Annotated in this window: 13 protein-coding genes; 8 read left to right on the top strand and 5 right to left on the bottom strand. The window is 62.8% G+C overall.

The window, feature by feature from the left end; genetic code table 11:
• Positions 1–194: 194 nt before the first annotated feature.
• From ACUXV1_RS20050 to trkA, 4 genes are all read right to left on the bottom strand, one after another.
• Positions 195–2,090: a transglycosylase SLT domain-containing protein gene (locus ACUXV1_RS20050; protein ID WP_446016311.1), complete on the bottom strand. Its 1,896-nt coding sequence runs from the start codon at positions 2,088–2,090 to the stop codon at positions 195–197.
• 80 nt (positions 2,091–2,170) lie between these two features.
• Positions 2,171–3,625, bottom strand: a complete 1,455-nt coding sequence (locus tag ACUXV1_RS20055; RefSeq protein ID WP_179140827.1) for a TrkH family potassium uptake protein — start codon at positions 3,623–3,625, stop codon at positions 2,171–2,173.
• 3 nt (positions 3,626–3,628) lie between these two features.
• Positions 3,629–4,021: an SMU1112c/YaeR family gloxylase I-like metalloprotein gene (gene gloA2 / locus ACUXV1_RS20060; protein ID WP_205208358.1), complete on the bottom strand. Its 393-nt coding sequence runs from the start codon at positions 4,019–4,021 to the stop codon at positions 3,629–3,631.
• Between the two features lie 2 nt (positions 4,022–4,023).
• A complete protein-coding gene (gene trkA, locus ACUXV1_RS20065; protein WP_039755462.1) occupies positions 4,024–5,397 on the bottom strand; it encodes a Trk system potassium transporter TrkA in 1,374 nt (457 codons plus the stop codon).
• A 183-nt stretch (positions 5,398–5,580) separates the two neighbouring features.
• Between trkA and ACUXV1_RS20070 the strand changes: the two genes are divergently transcribed.
• Positions 5,581–6,312, top strand: a complete 732-nt coding sequence (locus tag ACUXV1_RS20070) for a glutathione peroxidase (protein WP_043593907.1) — start codon at positions 5,581–5,583, stop codon at positions 6,310–6,312.
• 149 nt (positions 6,313–6,461) lie between these two features.
• On the top strand, positions 6,462–7,853 hold the full coding sequence (locus ACUXV1_RS20075; RefSeq protein ID WP_446016312.1) for a dihydrolipoyl dehydrogenase: 1,392 nt from the start codon (positions 6,462–6,464) through the stop codon (positions 7,851–7,853).
• Between the two features lie 506 nt (positions 7,854–8,359).
• On the opposite strand, the gene ACUXV1_RS20080 is transcribed toward ACUXV1_RS20075, so the two are convergent.
• Positions 8,360–9,667, bottom strand: coding sequence for an MFS transporter (locus ACUXV1_RS20080; protein WP_446016313.1), 1,308 nt, complete (start codon positions 9,665–9,667; stop codon positions 8,360–8,362).
• A gap of 99 nt (positions 9,668–9,766) precedes the next feature.
• On the opposite strand from ACUXV1_RS20080, the gene ACUXV1_RS20085 reads away from it, so the two are divergent.
• From ACUXV1_RS20085 to ACUXV1_RS20110, 6 genes are all read left to right on the top strand, one after another.
• Positions 9,767–11,146 carry a DUF3404 domain-containing protein gene (locus tag ACUXV1_RS20085; protein WP_446016314.1) on the top strand — a complete coding sequence of 460 codons (1,380 nt, stop codon included), beginning with the start codon at positions 9,767–9,769 and terminating at the stop codon, positions 11,144–11,146.
• Positions 11,143–11,787, top strand: coding sequence for a response regulator transcription factor (locus tag ACUXV1_RS20090; RefSeq protein WP_043638643.1), 645 nt, complete (start codon positions 11,143–11,145; stop codon positions 11,785–11,787). The genes ACUXV1_RS20085 and ACUXV1_RS20090 overlap by 4 nt, the downstream gene beginning before the upstream one ends.
• A complete protein-coding gene (locus ACUXV1_RS20095; protein WP_446016315.1) occupies positions 11,787–12,563 on the top strand; it encodes a DUF2861 family protein in 777 nt (258 codons plus the stop codon). The genes ACUXV1_RS20090 and ACUXV1_RS20095 overlap by 1 nt, the downstream gene beginning before the upstream one ends.
• A gap of 83 nt (positions 12,564–12,646) precedes the next feature.
• Entirely contained in the window at positions 12,647–14,914 is a 2,268-nt protein-coding gene (locus tag ACUXV1_RS20100) for a glycoside hydrolase (RefSeq protein ID WP_446016316.1), read from the top strand.
• Between the two features lie 401 nt (positions 14,915–15,315).
• Positions 15,316–17,907 carry a TonB-dependent receptor plug domain-containing protein gene (locus ACUXV1_RS20105; protein ID WP_081556728.1) on the top strand — a complete coding sequence of 864 codons (2,592 nt, stop codon included), beginning with the start codon at positions 15,316–15,318 and terminating at the stop codon, positions 17,905–17,907.
• A 548-nt stretch (positions 17,908–18,455) separates the two neighbouring features.
• The gene (locus tag ACUXV1_RS20110; protein WP_446016317.1) at positions 18,456–21,053 is read left to right on the top strand and encodes a TonB-dependent receptor plug domain-containing protein; all 2,598 of its coding nucleotides are present in this window, start codon (positions 18,456–18,458) and stop codon (positions 21,051–21,053) included.
• Positions 21,054–21,148 lie beyond the last annotated feature (95 nt).

Here is a 21,148-nt window from a genome sequence, read left to right on the forward strand (position 1 = left end):
TCTTCGTGCCTGTTCAAAGCCTGCTGCGCGTCGGCGATACGGCGTTAAAAAACGATTTCGAAAAGCTCATACAGCGCATGTAGATTTCGCTTTCTCAATGGTTTCGCCTTGTCTCGTTCTAGCTCGCTAGCCTTTGAACAGGCTCTTTATGGTGCTTGTGGGAGAGGGCGCCGCCCTTGGGGCGGCGCAGGTTTTCAGCGCGCCGGCACCACGCCCATGCGGTTCTTTAAGGAGATGTTGGCGTGGCCGAAGGTGCTGGAGTAGTAAGCGGCGTTGGCCATCACCTTCTGCACGTAGTCGCGGGTCTCGGTGAAGGGGATGGTTTCCGCGTAGATGGTGCCGTCCAGCGTACGGTCCGCTTGCCAGGCGCGCGCGCGGCCGGGGCCTGCGTTGTAGGCGGCGGTGGCCATCACTTCGTTGCTGGACAGGCTGTCCAGCACATAGCGCAAATACCAGGTGCCCAGTTGCACATTGGTTTCGATGTCGTTGACCGCGTACTGGCCCAGGCCGATTTTTTTGGCCACCCATTTGGCGGTGGCCGGCATCAGTTGCATCAGGCCGGATGCGCCGACGCCGGAGCGCGCCATGGTGATGAAGCGGCTTTCCTGGCGGATCAGTCCGTAGACCCAGGCGTCGTCGATATCCAACTGCTTGGCGTAGCGCTGGGTGACATCGCGGTAGGGCGTCAGATAGCGCAGCGAATAATCGTGTTCTTCCTTGGTGCGCTCGGCGCTGTAGATGGCCATGTCGTAGAAGCTGGCGCGGCGGCCCACTTCGGCGGCGGCCAGCAGTTCGATGTCGCTGCGGTTGCGCATCGCCCAGCGCCATTCGCGCTGCGCGTCGGCGCGGAATTCAGGCTTGACGTGGCGTTCGGCCAGCTCCAGCAGCGCCAGCGCGCGCTTGACTGCCGGTTCCTCGCTCATCTGCTTGATGTCGTCCTTGCCGGGGCCGCTCTTGCTGGCCGGGGTGGACAGGCTGTTGCCTAGCTCTTCCAGCGAAAGCAGCGCGTAGTAGTTGTGGCCTACGCTGGCCTGGCTGAACAGCGGCGTGGCTTCGTTCTGCCGGCCTAGCTGTTGCAGCGAGCGGCCGCGCCAGTAGCGCCAGGCCGGCTTGGCGCCGACGTTGGCCGGCATGGATCGGATGATTTTCTCCAGCTGGGTCCATTGCTCCAGACGCAGGGCGGAGCGCGCCCACCATTCCCATTGTTCGGCGGTCAGTTGATCGGCGTCGGCTTTGTCGAACCATTGCAGCGCCTGAGCCGCCTGCTGTTTGCGTGCCGACAGCAGCGCCAGCTGGCCCCAGGCGAAGCCGGCGCGCTCCTTGCTTAAGGTTTTTTCGTGTTCGAGCAGCTTGCCCAGGCCGTTGCTGATATTGGCCTTGCCCTTGATTACGATGTCGTAGACGGCCGCTTCCTGACCGCCAGGGGTGGACAGGTCGGCGGTGGCGGGTTTGCTGAGCGCGGCATTGTCCAGCGGCAAGCCGGTATTGGAGGCCAGCTGGCGGGCCTGGCTCAGGTAGTTGCCGGCCAGCAGCAGGCGAGCGCGTTGCCACAGCCAGTCCCGTTTCAGGACGCCGCGCCGCGCCGCCTCGGCGATCAGGCGGTTGCAGCCCTCCGGCAGCGGCCGGCTTTCCAGGAAACGGTCCAGGTCGGTGGGCGTCTTGCCCTGATTGAGTTCGTTGAGCTGGCCGTAACAGCTGGATTCTTCGTCACGGCCTTCCGGCGGCAGTTTTTTCCATTCCGCGGCGAAGCGGCTCCAGCTTTCGCGAGCCGCCAGCTTTTTCAGCCATTCGTTGCGCACGCGCTCGGGCATCAGGCCTTCGTCCACGCGGGCCAGAAAGTTTTGGGCCGGGCCGTCGTCGTCGCTGTCCAGCGCCTTGAGCGCCAGCCAGTAGGCCGGGTAGTCCTTCAGCGGGTAGTTGGACGGCATGCCGCCCGCCAGGCTGGCCAGCTGCCCCAGCTTGTTGCCGCGAAAGGCGTCGCGGGCGGCGATCAGTTCGTCGTCGGCGCCCGCAAAGGCGGGCAGGGCGGCCGTCAGCGCCAGGCTGAGGGCGAGCATGCGGCTTGGGGCGGTGAATGTCATAGGGTTCATGATCCGGTTTCGTCTTTATTATCCGGCGCTGAGCGCCGCTTTGGTTCAGACCCGCGCGCGGCGGGTAAATTCTTCGCGTCCTATTTGCGCCAGAAGGCCGGCGTGAACAGGATCAGCAGGGTAAACACTTCCAGCCGGCCCAACAGCATGGCCAGGCTGCAAATCCATATTTGAAAGTCGGACAGCGACGCATAGTTCGACGCCGGGCCGACCACGCCGAGCCCTGGCCCGGCGTTGTTGATCGAGGCGATCACCGCGGTGAAGGCGCTGAGAAAATCCAGGCCGCTGGCGATCAGCGCGAAGCTTAATATCACTATGCACATGCAGTAGACAAATATGAAGCCCATTACCGACAGCATGACGTCTTGCGGCACCACTTTGCCGCCGATTTTCACCGGCCGCACCGCCGCCGGGTGCAGCAGCCGCGTCATTTCGTTGATGCTCTGCTTGCTCAGCATCAGGGTGCGCACCATCTTGATGCCGCCGCCGGTGGAGCCGGAGCAGGCGGTGATGCTGGATAGGAACAGCATCCACAAAGGCACGAAGATGGGCCAGCGCGCGTAGTCCACGCTGGCGAAGCCGCTGTCGGTGGCGATGGAGATCAGGTTGAAGCTGACGTGGCGCAACGCGGTGGGGAAGTCGTAGACATGGTGGGCCCACAGGTAGACGCTCATCGCCAGGATGCTGCCCAGCAGCAGCCACAGCATGGCCTTGGCTTCCGGGTCGCGCAGGTAGGCGCGTAGCGAGCGCTGGCGCAGCGCCAGGAAGTGGGTGGCGAAGTTCATCGCGCCGACTATCATGCCGAAGCTCAGGATCAGTTCCACCGGCAGCGAGTCGAAGGCGCCGACGCTGCTGTCGCGGGTGGAAAAGCCGCCCAGCGACAGCGCGGCGAAGGCGTGGCACACCGCGTCCAGCCAGCTCAGGCCGGCGGCTTTCAGCGCCAACGCCACCGCCAGCGTCCAGCCGCTGTAGACCAGCCACAGGTTCTTGGCGGTTTCGGTGATGCGCGGCGCCAGCTTGCTGTCTTTCATCGGCCCCGGCGTTTCCGCCTTGTACAGCTGCATGCCGCCGATGCCGAGAATGGGCAGTATCGCCACCGCCAGCACGATGATGCCCATGCCGCCCATCCAATTGAGGAAATGGCGCCAGAAGTTGAGCGATGCCGGCAGGGTGTCCAGGCCGCTGATTACCGTGGAGCCGGTGGTGGTGAGGCCGGACATCGCTTCGAAGAACGCATGGCTGAACGGCATGTCCGGACGCGCCAGCATGAAGGGAAAGGAGGCGGTAATGGCAAACCCCACCCACAGCGTTGTCACCAGAATGAAGCCGTCGCGAGGCTTCAGTTCTCGCTGGTAACGCCGGGTGGCGGACCACAGCGTCAGGCCGATGGCCAGCCCGGCCACGGCGGCGGTGACGAAGGTGTCCAGCGCGCCGTCGCGGTACAAGATGGAGACCAGCGCCGGCGCGAGGAAGGTGCAGGAAAACAGCATGATCAGCTTGGACAGCACGTAGAGGATGGCGAGTATCTTGCGCATGTCTCAGTCCCGCGGCTGATAGAACTCGAGCGGCAAGCCGTCCGGATCGGCGCAGAAGAAAAAGCGAGCGCCGGTGTATTCGTCCACGCGGATATCCTCCACCGCCACGCCTTCGGCCAGCAGGTTTTGGCGGCAGGAGGCGATGTCGGAGCAGGCGAAGGCCAGGTGGCGCAGGCCGCAGGCTTCCGGCCGCGTGGGGCGAGGCGGCGGAGACGGAAAGCTGAAAAGCTCCAGCTGGCCACCGCCCGGGATCGCCAGGTCCAGCTTCCAGGACTGGCGCTCCGCTCGCCAGTGCTCGGCCAGCACTGGCAGACCCAGTATGCGGTGGTAGAAGTCGCGCGAGCGGGTGTAGTCTGAGGCGATGATCGCCACATGGTGCAAGCCGGTGAGATGCATGGTCACAGAAAGCCCAGTTTGACCTGAATGAGTTTTTCCACCTGGCGGATCACCCGGCGGCGCGATAGGAAGATGATCAGATGGTCGCCGTTTTCCACCGTCAGATCGTGATGCGCCATCAGCACCTGTTCGCCGCGGATGGCCGCCACGATGTGGCTGCCGTGGGGCATGTCGATTTGATCGATGCGGCGGCCGGTCAGCCTTGATTGTTGCGCGTCGCCGTGGATGATGACCTCCATCGCCTCGGACGCGCCGCGGCGCAGCGGATGCACCGCCTCCACGTCGCCCTGGCGGATATGGGCCAGGATGGAGCCGATGGTGGACAGGTGGGGAGAAATCACAATGTCGATGCGATGGCCTTCCAGCAGGTCCACATAGCTCGTGCGGTTGACCAGCGCCACCACCCGTCGCGCGCCCATGCGCTTGGCCAGCAGCGTGGACATGATGTTGTCTTCGTCGTCGTTGGTCAGCGCGCAGAACACGTCCATCTCGTCCACGTTCTCGGCGTCCAGCAGCTCTTCGTCGGTGGCTTCTCCGCGCAGCACCAGCGCGTGCTCCAGCCGTTCCGCCAGCCACTGAGCGCGTTCCGGCCGCGCCTCTATCACTTTGACGCTGAAATCGTTTTCCAGCAGTTTGGCGAGCCGGTAGCCGATGTTGCCGCCGCCGGCGATCATGATGCGTCGCAAGGGCCGCTCGCTGAAGCGCAGCTCCTTGAGCATCGCCTGCACGTGTTCGCGCGCTGCGACGAAGAACACCTCGTCGCCTTCCTCCAGCACGGTGTCGCCGTCCGGCACCAGAAGCTTGTCCCGGCGGTGGACGGCGCAGACGCGGCAATCCGCGTCCGGCATGTGTTCGCGGATATTGCGCAGCGGCATGCCCAGCAGCCGTCCGCCGGAGTGGGCGCGCGACACCACCAGCTGCAGCTTGCCGTCGGCGAAGTCCAGCACTTGCAGCGCGCCGGGGTAGGCGAACAGCTGATAGATGTGGTCGGTGACGATCTGTTCCGGACAGATGGCGGACTCGATGCCGAAATGGGCGAGCGGGTCGCCGTGCTCGGACGCCAAGTAGTCGCTGGAGCGGATGCGGGCGATGCGGGTGGGGATGTTGAAACAGGCTTCGGCCATCTTGCAGGCCACCAGATTGGTTTCATCGTCGCGGGTCAGCGCCAGCACCATGTCGCTGTCCGCCGCGCCGGCCTCGGCCAGCACCTGCGGGTGAGCGGCGTTGCCGGCCACGGTGCGGATGTCCAACCTGTCCTGCAGCTGCTTGAGCCGCGCGGCATTTTGATCCACCACCGTGATGTCGTTGTTTTCCGAAAGCAGGTTCTCCGCCACATTGGCGCCGACCTGTCCGCCGCCGAGAATCAGAATCTTCACCGCGTTGGCCTGATTGTTGGTTTGTTTATGCAATTTTAACGGTTAGTGAGGCCGCTTGCTTGTCGATTAAAAAAGCAAATCAGCAGCCTTGGCACAATCAATTAGACGAATTTGCCGTCGGCTATCAGAATGCACCCATCGATTTATTAAACCTGTCAGTCAATCCAAACAAGGAGTCTCGCCATGTTGCAAAACCGTGAAGGCCAACGCGTACCGAATGTCACTTTCCGTGTTCGTGACAACAACGAGTGGAAAGATGTCAGCACCGCCGAGCTGTTCGACGGCAAAACCGTAGCGGTGTTCTCGCTGCCGGGCGCGTTCACCCCCACATGTTCTTCTACCCACCTGCCGCGCTTCAACGAGCTGGCGCCGGCCTTCTTCGCCAACGGGGTGGATGCCATCCTGTGCGTATCGGTCAACGACACCTTCGTGATGAATGAATGGGCCAAGGACCAGGAAGCTCAGAACCTGGTGATGATTCCGGACGGCAACGGCGATTTCACCGAGGGCATGGGCATGCTGGTGGACAAGCAGGACCTGGGCTTCGGCAAGCGCAGCTGGCGCTACTCCATGCTGGTGAAGGACGGCGTGGTGGACAAGATGTTCATCGAGCCGCAAGAGCCGGGCGATCCGTTCAAGGTGTCCGACGCCGATACCCTGCTGGATTACATCAACCCCAGCGCCAAGAAGCCGGACCAAGTGGTGGTGTTCTCCAAGACGGGCTGCCCGCACTGCGCGCGCGCCAAGGCGGTGCTGAGCGAAAACGGCTACGACTTCGTTGAAGTGCCGCTGGACAACAAGGTGCGCGGCAAGGTGCTGGGCGCCGTGGCCGGCAAGATGACCGCGCCGCAGGTGTTCATCAACGGCCAGCTGATCGGCTCCGCCGACGAAGTGGAAAAGTACTTCTCCAAGTAAGCCTCAACCGTGTTCGTCCCCCGGTGGCTCGGGCCCTGACGCCACCGGAGTTGTTGCGGGCCGGATGCTCCGTCCGGCCCTTTTTTTACCGGGATACGAGACGGCATGCCCAGCGTGCCGTGCCGTATCCCGATACCGAAAGGAATGAGATGCATACCTTGAACATCGATGTCGCTGTGATCGGCGCCGGCACCGCCGGCCTCGCAGCCTACCGCGCCGCCAAGGCTCGCGGCGCCAGCGCCGTGGTCATTGAAGGCGGCCCTTACGGCACCACCTGCGCCCGCGTCGGCTGCATGCCGTCCAAGCTGCTGATCGCCGCCGCCGAGGCCGCGCACCAGCCGCGCCACAGCGCGCCCTTCGGCGTGCATATCGATGGCGAAGTGCGCATCAATGGCCGCGAGGTGATGGACCGAGTCAAGCGGGAGCGCGATCGTTTCGTCGGCTTCGTGCTCAATGGCGTGGAAAGCATTCCGCCGCAAGACCGGCTGCGCGGTTACGCCCGCTTTATCGACAACACCACTTTGCAGGTAGACGAACACACGTTGGTGCAAGCGCGCCGCGTGGTGATCGCCACCGGTTCTTCGCCGTTGATCCCGCCGCCGTTTCAGGCCTTCGGCGACAAATTGATCATCAACGACGATGTGTTCGACTGGGAAACGCTGCCGGAAAGCGTGGCGGTGTTTGGTCCCGGCGTCATTGGTCTGGAACTGGGCCAGGCGCTGTCCCGGCTGGGCGTCAAGGTGCGCGTGTTCGGTCGCGGAGGCGGCATTGGGCCGCTGTCCGATCCGGCGGTGCGCGACTACGCCAGCCAGACGCTGGGCCGGGAGTTTTATCTGGACCCGGACGCCAAGATACTGGAAATGGGCTTGGCCGACGGCAAGGCGCAAATCCGCTACGTCAATCTGGACGGCGAGGAGGTTTGCGAGCGTTTCGATTACGTGCTGACCGCCACCGGCCGCGCGCCCAATGTGCGCGGCCTGGCGCTGGAGAACGCCGGTCTGGATCTGGATGCGGGCGGCGTGCCCAAGTTCGATCCGCGGACCCTGCAGTGCGGGAACTCGCCGGTTTTCATCGCAGGCGACGCCAATAACATCCTGCCGCTGTTGCACGAGGCCGCGGACGAAGGCAAGACCGCCGGCGACAATGCCGCGCTGTATCCGGCGGTACGGCCCGGCCTGCGCCGCTCCAGCATCGCCGTGGTGTTTTCCGACCCGCAAATGATGATGGTGGGCAGCCGCTTCGCCGATTTGCCGGAGGGCGAATTCGTGGTGGGCGAAGTCAGCTTCGAAGATCAGGGCCGCAGCCGGGTCATGGGCGTCAACCAAGGCTTGCTGCATGTTTACGCCGATCGCGCCAGCGGCCGCTTCATGGGGGCGGAAATGATAGGCCCGCGCGCCGAGAACCTGGCCCACTTGCTGGCCTGGAGCCATCAGCAAGGCCTGACGATCGCCCAGATGCTGGAGATGCCGTTCTACCACCCGGTGATAGAGGAAGGCCTGCGCACCGCGCTGCGCGACGCCGCGGCCAAGGTGCTTGCTTAAAGCTTGCCGCGCTGGATGCCCCGGTTTCGGTCCGCATCCGGCACCGCACGCCCGCTTATGGTCCCCGCCATGGCGGGCTTTTTTATGGCGACGCGGTTAAGACCCTGTTCAATGTCCACTGTGCTTCAGCGGGATTTTAGGCAAGGGCGTTGAAAACCATCTCAAACCGTTTTTTCGCTCGTTTTCGCCTTGTCTTGCTGTTTGGTAAAAGGCAGCGGATTATCAGCGCCTGTTGTGCATCTCCCCAGGCCAGGCAAGATCGCCGGTAAATTATTTGGAGAAATGCATGAACCATGAACGTATGGCGCTGTGCGTGGCGGGAATCGGGTTGATGGTGCTGGGATGGGCGTTGTCTTCCTCGCTCTTATTGTCCCGCGGAGCCGACTTACTGTGCGCTGCAATGAAAGCCTAGCGTATTGTGAAACCGCCCCAAGGCATCGGGGCGGTTTTTTCATGGGATCAACGAGGCTGAGCGAGAGGGGACGGAGGCGCGTGGTTTTCTCTAATCAGCCGCGCAGCGCCCGCAGCCAGTCCAGCCGCTGTCGCCAAATCACCGGGGCGGCACTCAGCAGATGCAGCGTGGCCAGGATGTTGAGCGCGGCGGTGGCCAGCAGCAGGATGGCGATGCTGTCGTACAGCTTCAGCGCCAGCGCGCTGCCGATGGCGGCGGCCACCATGTAGAAGCCGTTGGCGATATTATTGGCGGCCACGGCCTGGGAGCGGAAATCGTCAGGGCTGGCGGTTTGCAGCCAAGTGTACAGCGGCACGGTGAAGAAACCGCCGAAAAAGCCCAGCAGCGCCACGTCGACCATATTGCGCCAGCTGCCGGCGCGAGCCAGGAACTCGCTCAGGCCGATCAGCTCGCCGCGATAGTGCTGCATGGCCGATAGCGCCAGATCGCCGCCGAACAGCGTCATGCCGGCGCTGCCCACCAGCACCATGCCCAGTTGCAGCTTGCCTTGCGACAACTTGGCGCAGACCACCGAGCCCAGGCCGATGCCAATGGAGAACAGCGCCAGCAGCAGGGTGTAGACGCCGGCGTCCCCGCCCAGGTGCAGGCGGGTGAAGGTGGGCAACTGGGTGGTGTAAACCGCGCCCATCAACCAGAACCAGGAAATGCCGAGGATGGCGCAGCGCACGTCGCGGATGCGCCAGGCGTCGCGCATCAGCAGCACGGAATCCTTGAGGAAATTGAAGGACAGCTTAAGCTTTGGCGCGCCGGGCTTGGCCGGCGGCATTGCGCGGCTGGCGCAGTAACCGAGCAGGGCGGTGGCCAGCAAGGTGGCGGTGATCAGGTAGGGGCCGCCGGTGGTGAGCATGCTGCCGCCGATCTGGCCGATCAGGATGGCGAGAAAGGTGCCCATTTCGATCAGACCGTTGCCGCCCACCAATTCGTGTTCCTTCAGATATTGCGGCAGTACAGAATACTTGAGCGGACCGAAAAACGCGGAGTGGGCGCCCATCAGGAACAGCGCGCCGAGCAACAGGCCGGCGGAGTGAAGGAAGAGGCCGGCGCCGGCCAACAGCATGATGGCGATTTCGGCCAGCTTGATCCAGCGGGCGATGACGGCTTTGTCGTAGCGTTCGGACAACTTGCCGGCGGTGGCGGAAAACAGGAAGAAGGGCAGGATGAACACGCCAGCGGCCAAGTTGACCAGCTGTTCCGGCGGCAGGCCGGCCAGGCTGAGGCCGTGAAAGCTGATCAGCACCACGATGGCGGTTTTCAGCAGGTTATCGTTGAACGCGCCCAGGAACTGGGTGCCGAACAGCGGAAAGAAGCGCCGGGTGGCGAAGAAGGAAAAGCCTGCTTTCACGTGGATGCCGATCTTGTGTCATGAGCCGGAAACGCATGCTAGCGGATTCGCGACGGGCTGTCAGCCGAGCGGTGGAGGGTTTTCCGTATAATGCGGCGCATGATGCTACGTCTGTGTTGTTGCTTGCTGATCTGTCATGCGGCCTGGGCCGGGGAGCTGTCGTCGAGGCTGGACGCCGTCTTGGCGGAATCCGCACCGGCGCGGTCTTTGGCGCTGGCTCGGATTCAGTCGCTGGACGAGGGCTTGATTGATCCGGCCTCCTTGCAGCCGGCCTGGTCCCGCTACGGTCTGCGCGCCTTGCGGCAACTGGCGGCGCACGAGCGCGGCTGCGAGGGCGAGGTGTCGTCCGTGCCGGCGCTATGGCGTGATTTTGAACGCAGACGCTGTGCGGACGGGCGTTTGCCGGATGATTGGCTGCGCCGGCATCCGGTCCACCCCCTGGGCGGCAGCAGCGCCGCGCATTGGCGGCAAGGGCGGCCGAGGGCGGAGGCGACGGACTGGCTGCATGTGCGCGAGCGCAACGACGAGCTGGGACTGTTGGGCGCCTTGTCCGATGACAATCTGGACGCTTTGCTGGCCGGCGCGCACTGGTTGTGGCAGGACGGCGCGTTGTGGCGGCTGCGCGACGGCTACTGGCGGGTTTACCCGGCCGCGGCCTGGCGGGAGCGAGCGGAAGCGGTTGGGGTGAGGGTGTCTGCGGACGCGGGTGCCTGCGTGGAGCGTTTGGACGGCTTGTGTTTGAACCCCGCGCCGGCGTCGGCCTGGTCTTGGCGGGCTCTATGGGCGGGGCTGGCCGGGCTGGCGCTGGCCGGCGGCGGCTGGCTGGCTTGGCAGCGGCGACGTCTGGAGCGGGAGCGGCGTTTCGCCCTGCAGATGCTGACCCATGAGCTGCGCACGCCTATCGCCGGCCTGGCCGGCGTGGTGGAGGGGCTGCGACGGGACTTCGATCGCTTGCCGGATTCCGCTCAAGATCATTTTGGACATTTGGCCGGCGGCGTTAGCCGCCTGCGCCAGTTGGCCGAAGCCAGCCGTCATTATTTGTCCGCCGACAGGTTGGACGAACGACGGCAAGCGGTGCGGCTGGCGGAATGGCTGGATGCGATCGCGGAGCGGCATCAGGCCGCTTTTTGCCTGAACGAGGACGCGACGCTGCTGCTGCCTGCTTATTGGTTGGGCCTGTGCTTGGACAATTTGCTGGTCAACGCGCGTCGGCATGGCCGGCCGCCGTGGCGATTGCTGGCGAATTGGGACGGCCGCAGCCTGACGCTGACGGTGTGCGACGGCGGCCGTTTGGCGGATTACCGGCTGCGTCGGCTGACGCGGCGGGGCAGCGGCGGCGAGGGCATGGGCTTGGGCCTGGCCATTGTCAGGCGGGTGCTGGCGCGGCTGGGCGGACGCTTGCGCCTGTCTGGGCCGCCCACCCGGTTTAGCTTGCAACTGCCTGCCAAACGAGCGCCGCAACAGGACTCCCCTTTATGAATACTTTGCTGCTGATTGAAGACGACGCAACGCTGGGCGATGGCCTGAGCCGTTTTTTGGAGGACGCCGGTTATCGCTGCCTGTGGCTGCGGCGGGCGGAAGAGGCCGCCGCGCAGTGGCTGCGCGCCGATCTGGTCATTCTAGACCGCAGCTTGCCGGACGGCGATAGCCTGCGGCATTTGCCCGGCTGGCTGGCGCAGAAAGCCTTGCCGGTGATCGTGCTGACGGCGCGGGTGGAGGTGGGCGACCGGGTGGCCGGGCTGGAGGCGGGGGCGCGGGACTATCTGAGCAAGCCCTTCGCCCATGCGGAATTGCTGGCGCGGATTCGCGCTCAGCTGCGGCCTTTGGGAGACGGCAGCCTGAGCCTGGGAGCCTTGAGTTTGCAGCCCGCCCGGCAGTCGGCGAACTGGCGGGGAAGGGAAGTGGCCTTGACGCGCACCGAGTTCGAACTGCTGGCGTTGTTGGCGCGCATGGCCGGGCGGGTGATGAGCCGCGACGAATTGCTGAACCAGGTCTGGGGTTATGAGCATTTCCCATCCACTCGCACCGTGGACACGCATATTCTGCAACTGAGGCAGAAACTGCCCGGCCTTGGCATCGAAACCGTGCGCGGCGTCGGCTACCGGCTGGAGAAGCTCTGATGCGGCGCGCATTGTGCTTGTGGCTGGCGCTGGCCGCGCCGGCCTGCGCCGATCCGCTGGCGGTTTTGAACCGAGCCTTGCTGGGGGCGGACGATGACGCCGCCTGGCGCGCGCTGTCCGAAAGCTGGCCGGCTCTGCGCAGCCAGGCGCAGCGGCGGGCTTGGACCCAGGCTTTGGCGGCGCTGAGCGCCGAGCATTGCGGCAAGGACGCGCCGTTGACGCTGCCGGCCTGGCTGCCGCGTTTAACGCTGGAGCTGGCGCAGCGCGACATGCCGCTGGCGCGTGCGTACCGGGTCGTGCTGAGCGGGCACGGCGCGCTGGAGGACGCGCGCTTATTGGACGCGCACGGGCATGACCTGTTGCGCGGCGGCTTGCTGGAGCGGGAGGAAGGACAAAATTTCCGCTTGGAAAGCGCGGATTTGAGCCGGCCTCTGGCGGCGGGGGCCTACCGGTTGCAGCTTAGCGCCGCCGGCCGGCAATGGCAGGCCGAGCTGGCGTTGCCGGAGGTGGCCAATCTGGACTGGCTGTCGCGCAGCCCGCTGGCGGTATCGCGCTTGCCGCCGCCGCGCGCGGCTTGCGCGCAGCCCTGGCTGGAGCAATCGCTGCTGAGGCGCAGCGATTACGGTTTTGTCTGGTGGCGGCGGCGGGAATTGGGCGAGGCGCTGCGCTGGCCGTCCAGCCGGGGCGAGCTATGGCAGAGCGTGGCCTTGGTTCGCGTCGAGGCGCGCGGTCAATTGGTTCTGAGGGTGGCGCACCGCCAGGTCGGGCCGCGTTGAAATCCTGACATTCGCCTGACAATCGCGACGGCCTTTGCCTTTCTAATCTCTTCATCTTGATTCGAATATGGAGAGTGCCCGCGATGTCGATATCCCCCCGTTCCCTTGTTTTTGCGCTGGCGGCAATGAGCCTGCCCTTGAGCGCCTGGGCGCAGATCCGCTTGGAAAACGCCCAGTGGCGGGTGGCGCTGGACCCGGCCACCCTGGCGGTGACCGCGACGCCGGCCGGACAACCGCCGCTGGAGGTGTCGATGGGCGGCCCCGCGCGGGAAGTGGCGAACCTGAGCGCGGACGCGGCCGGGGCGGCATGGTCCTGGGAGCACGATCGTTATCGCTTGAGCGCGCGCCTGGATGGTCCGGACCTGACGTTGACGGTGCAAGCCGGGACCGGAGCAGCGGAAACCATGCCGCTGCTGCGGCAGCCGGCGGCGGCGATGGGGCGCGGCTTGCTGCTGCCCTTGGCGGAGGGCAGCTATGCGCCGGCCGGCGATCCGCTGTGGCTGGATTTTCTACCGCGCTTCGCCGGCGATGGGCTGAACACCTCGGAAAACCTCAGCCTGCCTCTGTGGGGCATGGATTACGGCGCAAGCAGTTTGCATTGGCTGCTGCTGAATCCCTTCAACAATCGTTTGAAGGTCAGCCGGGACGGCGCCGGTCTGGGGCTGGCGCTGAGTCATGACTTCAACGTCTTGAACCGACAGGAACCGATGACGCTGCTGTTGCATTTGGCGGACGGGGACCCCTTGGCCGGAGCCAAACGTTATCGGCAATGGTTGTTCGAGGCGGGGCGCTTCGAAAGCCTGGCGGACAAGATGCGAGCGCAGCCGGAAACCGCCAAGCTGGTGGGCGCCAGCCATGTCTATCTATGGGGCAACGATTTGCTGGGTGCGGCCGATGTGCGCGACTGGGGACGCTGGGTGAACCTGTTGCGCGGCGACAGCGCGCTGGCGCGGCGCTTGAGAGGGCGCTTCGACGCGGAAGCCGCCGCGGCGTTGCGGGCGGCTTCGGCCCGGCCGGACGCCTACCAGCGCCGGGTCTTGTTGACGGCTTTCAATCAGGCGGCCACGGCGGAGGCGCGCGCCGGTTGGCTGAGCGCCGCGCCGGAGTGGAGCAAGTTGGCCGCGCCTTACCGCCGCTTGCGGCGCGAGGTGAGAGCGGTGTTCGGCGCAGCCTTGGCCGAGCCGGACGATTGGGGAGGCGGCTTATCGCGCCGCACGCTCCGGGCTTTGAGCGCGGCCGGACTGGAGCGGCTATGGCTGGGGGTGGACAATTGGGAAGGGGGCCTGTGGCAGCCGCAAGCGATGGCGGAGGGCGTGCGCGCTGGCTATCTGATGGCGTCCTACGACTCCTACGAAACCGCCTTGCCGCCAGGGAAGCGCGAAGACTGGCTGACGGCGCAGCAGGGCGCCGCCGCGTATCGAGACTGCGGCATCACCTTGGCCAGCGGCCGGCGCAAGAGCGGTTTCCAGCAGTCCGGCTATTACACCAATCCGGAGTGCGTGCGGCCTGTGTTGCGTCAGCGCAGTCAGGCGCTGCATAAGGCTTTGGGCTTCAACAGCTGGTTTCTGGATGCCTACGCCACCGGCATGGTGTTTGACGATTACACGCCGGGCCGGCGCATGAGCCAGGCCGGCGTGGCGGCCGGCAACGAACGCAGCATGGCCTGGGTGAGGGATCGTTTCGGCGTGCCGGTGGGGTCTGAGAACGGCAACGCGGCCACCTCGCGAGGAATCGCCTTCGCGCACGGCATGCAGGTGCCGGTGCTGGGGTGGGGCGATCCCGATTTGCAGAAAAACCCCAAGTCGCCGTACTTCCTGGGCCGCTGGTTTCCGGCGGATCAGCCCGAGGTGTTTTTCCGCTCGGTACCCTTAAAGCAACCCTATCTGAACATTTACTACCAGCCGCGCTACCGGCTGCCGCTCTATCAGGCGGTGTTCCACGACTCCATCGTCACCACCAATCACTGGCTGTACGACAACCTGAAGTTCAGCAACGCCTATGCCGACAATCTATTGGCGCAATGGTTGTACAACACGCCGCCGCTCTGGCATGTGAGCGCGGAAAGCCTGACGAGGCGGCTGCCGCTGATGCGTTGCGCGGATCAGGTGTTTCGGCCCTTGCACCGACAACTGGCGACTCAGGCCATGACCGGCTTTGCCTGGTTGACGCCGGATCGCCTAGCTCAACAGACCCGTTTCGCCGACGGCAGCCGGCTGACAGTCAATTTCAGCGCGGAGCCGCGCTTGCTTGAAGGGCGCGAGTTGGCCGGCCAGGCGATGCGAGCGCAGTTGGCCGGACAGCCGGAGCGCACGGTTTCTTTAGAGGACTGTAAGCCGGGTCTTGCGCCATGAGCCGGTGTTTGGCGCAGTCCTCTACAGATATGAGTTAAACGCATTGATTTAATCGTCTTTCTGATTTTTACACATGTCATGAAAGTGTTGCGCGGCGCAGCCTATTGGCAAAAAGGCAACGCGCCGCTGCGCTTTTCACAACGAGGGCTCATGCTTGCTCATGGCATGAAACCCTTTGCCGGCGGTCTTTCCGGAAGGTTGGGGCATGGTGTTTTCCGCTTTGGAGGCCGCCATGGGCGGGAAGACCGTATGTGACGAATCGTGATGCTGATTGACCGTCTGTAATAAATGCTTCAAGCATCGTGTCAGGCCATATGACAAATAGTCTGTGGCTGGATGATCTGCTGAAAGCGTGTCTAGAGAAGCGCGCTAAGCAGGTTAGGCACATGACTGGAGAAATCATGAGAACTAGCAAGAAGAAGTTGGTGCTTGCCTTGGCCCTGGCAGGCCTGGGCGGCCAAGCCGGCAGCGCCTGGGCGGCGGAGTCCAGCAGCGGCACCCTGGATCGGGTGGAAGTCACCGGTTCCAACATCAAGCGCAGCATCAAGCAAGAAAAGGCGCTGCCGGTGACGGTGGTGCGCACCGAGGAAATGAGCAAGCAGGGTTTCACCACGGTGGAGCAGGTGGTGAATTCGCTGGCCAGCAACCAGTCCAGCATGGTGGGCGCCTCGTCGGTGCAGTCCGTGTCGGGTGGCGCTTCTTACGCCAGCCTGCGCGGTCTGGGGTCGCAGTACACGCTGGTGCTGCTGGATGGCCGTCGTGTCGCCAGCCAGGCGATTGGCGGTTACGCAACGGATTTGAACGCCATTCCCTTGTCGGCGATTGAGCGCATCGAGGTACTGCGCGACGGCGCCTCCGCCATCTACGGCACCGACGCCATCGGCGGCGTGATCAACTTCATTACCAAGAAGAGTTACCAAGGCGTGACGGTGGGGGGCGAACTGGTGTCCACCGATCACAAGGGCGGCAATACCGGCAGCGCCAGCATCACCGCCGGCATCGGCGACTTGAACAAGGACGGCTACAACGTTTACGGCTCCTTGAGCTACCAGAAGCTGGACGCCATCACCACGCTAAACCGTTCCTTCGCCAACAAATACCTGACCGCGGACAACCTGAGCGGCCGAGTCTTCCCATCCAACTTCACTTACAAGGGCAACGCCTACAACCCGGCTGCGCCCAATTGCAAACCACCGTACGCCAAGCCGATAGACGCCAACTCCTGTGGCGAAAACGCCAACCTCTACATGGATCTGACGCCGGAGGTGGAACAACTGACCGCCTTCGTCAAGGGCACCAAGCAGATTGGGGATCACACGCTGTCGCTGCAGTACATGGGCGCGCGCAACGTCAGCACCACGCATATCTCGCCGGCGCCGCTAAGCAAGATCGCCACCCTGAAGGCGGGCGACAAGTATTATCCCACCCACTTGCCGGACGGCACGCCCACCGACGGCAGCGCCGTGGTGATCAACTCGCGCTCGGTGCCGCTGGGGCCGCGCGTGACCGAGAGTCTGTCCACCACGCAGCGGCTGGCTTTCAATGCCGAAGGCTTGCTGGCGGGCTGGGATTACCGCGGCGGGGTGGCTTACTCCGAAAACAAGACCACCATCAATTACAAGTCCGGCTATGTGCACGGCGACAAGATCGCCGCCGCTTTCCAGGACGGCACCATCAATCCCTTTGGAGATTCTGCGCCCGGCGCTTGGCAGAGCACTGAACTGAAGGGCGACGGCTGGATCGCCAAATACCAGACGGTGATGGCGGACTTCAAGGTCAGCAAGGAGGTGTTGCAGCTGCCGGCCGGCATGATGGCGACGGCTTTCGGCGTGGAAACCCGGCGCGAGAAACTGGACAGCCAGATCCAGGACCTCGCCCAGTTCGCGCTGGGGTCCGGCATCGCCGATTCCAAGTCCACCAGCGGCAGCCGCGGCGTGACCGCGGCCTATGTGGAAGCGGATATTCCGATTTTCAAAAACTTCGACGCCCAGTTGGCTGCGCGCTACGACCGCTATACCGACTTCGGTAGCTCCTTCAACCCGAAGGTCGCCGTCAAGTACCAGCCTATCCCGCAGGTCTTGTTCCGTTCCTCCGCCAGCAAGGGCTTCCGCGCGCCGACGCTGTACGATGTGTTCACGCCCAACAGCAAGACCTACACCGCCAACAAGTTCAACGACCCCTTGCGTTGCCCGGGCGGCACGCCGGCCAACGGCGGCAACAAGGTGGACGATTGCAACACCCAGTTCGAAGCCTTGCAGGGCGGCAACAACAATTTGTCGCCAGAGAAGGCCAGTTCGCTGACCTTCGGCATCGTGATTGAGCCGATCAAGGAAATCACCGCCAGCGCGGATTTCTGGTGGACTACGGTGAAAGACACCATCAACTCGCTGGACCCCGGCGTGATTTTCGCCGATCCGGGCAAGTACGCCGACAAGTTCGTGCGCAACGCGGACGGCTCGCTCAACCATGTGATCACCACCACTCAGAACCTGGGTACCTTGAGCGCGGCCGGCGTGGACATCAGCCTGGCCTTCCGCTTGCCCAAGAATGCTTTGGGCAATTTCAGCGTCAACCTGGATGGCACCTACACTTCCAAGTACCAGCAGCAGTTGGAGCCGAAGGGCCCCTATTTGAGCTCGCTGGGCGGGTGGTACAAGGATATTCTGCAGCCGACCTTGCGCTGGAAGCATAGCCTGGCGTTCAACTGGGCGCGGGGACCGTGGAGCGGAGTGCTGGTGCAGAATTATTCGTCCGGCTATACCGACCTGAATCCCAATGATGAAGGTCATAACGTGCGTCCGTACTCCAACTGGAACCTGTCCGGCAGCTATGTATGGGACAAGAAGCTCACCATTACCGCCGGCATCCGCAACCTGTTCGATCAGGAGCCGCCTTACAGCAACCAGACCAAAACCTTCCAGTATGGCTTTGATCCAGTGGTGGCGGATCCGGTGGGGCGCGCTTATTTCCTGAAAGCCAACTACAAACTCTAATCCTCGCCAAGAGTCGTTTGATCAAGCCCCGTCGCACCATCTGGTGTGGCGGGGTTTTATGCTTTTAGAGTTATTTTTCTTATTTGAGCGGGAGGCAGGCAGGGAGGCTTTGATTATGAGAGGAAGACTTTTTTCATACCAGCCATTAAAAAAACGAATGCATAAGTTTTTGCAAAATTAGTCTAATCTGAAATTCTTGTACAAAATTGTCGTAAAAATGCAAAAAAGCAACAATGGCAAGGGGTGTTCACTATAAAAAATGACATGGAATTAGCAGGTGATTGTAAAAGCTGCTGGCAAAAATCAGGGGGATAGTCTATTGATTTTCAAGCGCTAACATGATTTTTACGCATTTCTCCGCCAAATGGGGCGCTGGAACAAACCGCCGGACACCGTGGATCGTCCCTCAACAAATATTGACGAGAAGCAACAATCCTTAACACACTCGAAACATGGTCATGACGTTCGATTGTCGACGACCTGCAGTATCCAGCAAACGTTCGCCAGAAGCGCTGCTGGTTTCCGTGTGCAGTTAAGGAGAAATCAAGTTGAGAAGTCAAAAGAAGCAGCTAGTGCTTGCCCTGGCCATGGCCGGCATGGCGAGCCATGCGCCGTTCGCATTCGCCGCTGAGGCGAACTCCGGTCAGCTGGATCGGGTAGAGGTTACCGGTTCCAATATCAAGCGCAGCATCAAGCAGGAAAAGGCGCTGCCCGTCACCATTCTCAAAACCGAAGATCTGGCCAAGCAAGGCCTGACCACCGTGGAACAGGTGGTCAACAGCATCGCAGCCAACCAGTCGTCGCAAGGCGCCAGCTCCTCTGTCGGCTCCTCCTCCGGCGGCGGTTCCTTCGCCAGCCTGCGCGGCCTGGGCAATCAATACACGCTGGTACTGCTGGATGGCCGCCGCATGGCCAACCAGGCGATCGACGGCACGTCCGCCGACCTGAACGCCATCCCGCTGTCCGCCATTGAGCGCGTGGAAGTATTGCTGGACGGCGCCTCCGCCATTTACGGCACCGACGCCATCGGCGGCGTGATGAACTTCATCACCAAGAAAAGCCTGAAGGGTTTCAGCATCGGCGGCAGCCTGGCCAATCCACAGCATGGCGGCGGTGATGAAAAGCGCATCAATGCTTCCTACGGTATTGGCGATCTGGGCCAGGACGGTTTCAACGTCTATGGCGCCATTGACTACATGAAGCAGGACATGGTGATGGCGGGGCAGCGCGACTACGCCCACCAAGTCAACAAATTCACCGGTACCAGCTCTAGTGCATGGCCGGGCAACTATATCGATGGCGTCACCGGCAAGTGGGTGGCTCCGTCCGCGCCAAATTGCCGTCCGCCGTTTTCCCAATACGTTAGTGACTCTAAGCTTGGTAACCGATGCTTGGAGTACTATTCTCTGTACCCCAGCATTATCCCGCAGGTGGAGCAGATTTCCGGCCTGGTCAAGGCCACCAAGCGCATAGGCGATAATCACGAGCTGTCGTTGCAATACACCCGCACCGAGACCATCACCACTGCGCAGAACGCGCCGCTGCCCACGGCTGGCGACATCACCCGCGTCAACGCGGTGGATCCGAGCAAACGCGACAAGCTGTATGTGCGCACCATCCCGCTGGGTAATCGCGAAACCGAGGCCAACTCGGTGACGCAGCGCTTGATGTTGAATATGGAAGGCCTGATCGCCGGTTGGGATTACCGCGCCGGCATCGGGCGTTCGGAAAACCTGATCAAGGAAAACCTGACTTCCGGCTATGTCAGCAAGAGCAAGATGCAGTCCGCGGTTGATAGCGGGGCATTGGATCCGTTCGATCTGTCCGGCAATAATCTGGCGGCCTGGCGTTCGGTGGGCATGACCGGTCAAACCAAGGAAGCCAAGTCCACCATCGACATGGCGGACATCAAGGCCAGCCGCGAAGTGTTGCAGCTTCCGGCGGGGATGATGGCTATCGCTTTGGGCGCGGAAGTGCGCCGCGAGTCCTTGAGCACGATCTACAACAAAGCGGTGACTCGTGATGCCTTGAGCACTGGCCAGGACAAGACCGAAGACTCCAGCGGCAGCCGTTCCGCCTACGCTTTCTACGGCGAAGCGGACATTCCGGTATTGAAGAACCTGGACGTGCAACTGGCTGCGCGCTACGACCATTACAGCGATACCGACAGCTCGATCAATCCGAAGGTCGCGTTCAAGTTCCAGCCCAGCTCGCAAGTCATGTTCCGCGGCTCCGCCAGCACCGGCTTCCGCGCGCCGTCGCTGTACAACATCTACCGTCCCAACCAGTTGCAGCTGACCAGCAGCAGCTATGTTGATTACGGCGCTTGTCCGGACGGCGTCAACCCGGCACCGGGCGCAGATGGCACCGCTTGCACCAAGATGCAGCGCAATAAACGCATCGCCGGCAACAAGAAGTTGGAACCGGAAAAGTCATCCTCCTTGTCCTTCGGCATGGTGATCGAGCCGGTCAAGGACTTCACCGCCAGCGCCGACTTCTGGTGGACCATGATCAAGGGCCAGATCAGCTTCCTGGACGAAACCGCCATCTTCGCCGACCCGGCCAAGTACGCGAATCGTTTTGTACGGGATGGCAGCGGCAATCTGTCCTATATCATCGACGACTACGACAACCTGGGCAATCTGAGCGCCGCGGGTGTCGACATCAAGCTGAACTGGGTCTTGCCCAAAACTTCGGTGGGTACCTTCACGGCAACGCTGGATGGCACCTATCTGTCCAAGTACTCCTATCAGACCGAGAAGAACGGCCCGTATTACAGCAATCTGGGTACTTTCCTGGATGGTGCCCCTACCTTCCGCTGGCAGCACAACCTGACGCTGGGCTGGTCCTATGGTCCGTGGAGCACGATGTTGGCGCAGAACTACAAGTCCGGCTACACCGATTCCAATCCCTATCTGAAGCAGGGGCAGCCGTTCCATCAGGTCAGACCGTATTCCACCTGGAATCTGTCCGGCACCTACGCTTGGAACAAGCAACTGACGGTAACCGCCGGCATCAAGAACCTGTTCGATCAAGAGCCGCCGTACTCCAATCAGATGACGCGCACCACGCAGCAAAACTACGATCCGCGCTTTACCGATCCGATGGGACGTTCCTTCTTCCTCCGGGCTAATTACAAGCTCTAAGGCAGCGGGAAACTGGATGGAACGGAACTGGTTTCCGCTCCGTTCTCGGGCCCGGCGGCGCGCCGCCGCCGGGCGAATCAGAAGACAGTGGATAT

The sequence above is a fragment of the Chromobacterium sp. W521 genome (genome assembly GCF_052805975.1).

Bases quoted from the DNA above. Each gene is read 5' to 3' on its own strand.
- ACUXV1_RS20050 (WP_446016311.1), bottom strand. From the start codon at position 2,090: ATGAACCCTATGACATTCACCGCCCCAAGCCGCATGCTCGCCCTCAGC.
- ACUXV1_RS20055 (WP_179140827.1), bottom strand. From the start codon at position 3,625: ATGCGCAAGATACTCGCCATCCTCTACGTGCTGTCCAAGCTGATCATG.
- gloA2 (WP_205208358.1), bottom strand. From the start codon at position 4,021: ATGCATCTCACCGGCTTGCACCATGTGGCGATCATCGCCTCAGACTAC.
- ACUXV1_RS20070 (WP_043593907.1), top strand. From the start codon at position 5,581: ATGTTGCAAAACCGTGAAGGCCAACGCGTACCGAATGTCACTTTCCGT.
- ACUXV1_RS20075 (WP_446016312.1), top strand. From the start codon at position 6,462: ATGCATACCTTGAACATCGATGTCGCTGTGATCGGCGCCGGCACCGCC.
- ACUXV1_RS20085 (WP_446016314.1), top strand. From the start codon at position 9,767: ATGATGCTACGTCTGTGTTGTTGCTTGCTGATCTGTCATGCGGCCTGG.
- ACUXV1_RS20090 (WP_043638643.1), top strand. From the start codon at position 11,143: ATGAATACTTTGCTGCTGATTGAAGACGACGCAACGCTGGGCGATGGC.
- ACUXV1_RS20095 (WP_446016315.1), top strand. From the start codon at position 11,787: ATGCGGCGCGCATTGTGCTTGTGGCTGGCGCTGGCCGCGCCGGCCTGC.
- ACUXV1_RS20100 (WP_446016316.1), top strand. From the start codon at position 12,647: ATGTCGATATCCCCCCGTTCCCTTGTTTTTGCGCTGGCGGCAATGAGC.
- ACUXV1_RS20105 (WP_081556728.1), top strand. From the start codon at position 15,316: ATGAGAACTAGCAAGAAGAAGTTGGTGCTTGCCTTGGCCCTGGCAGGC.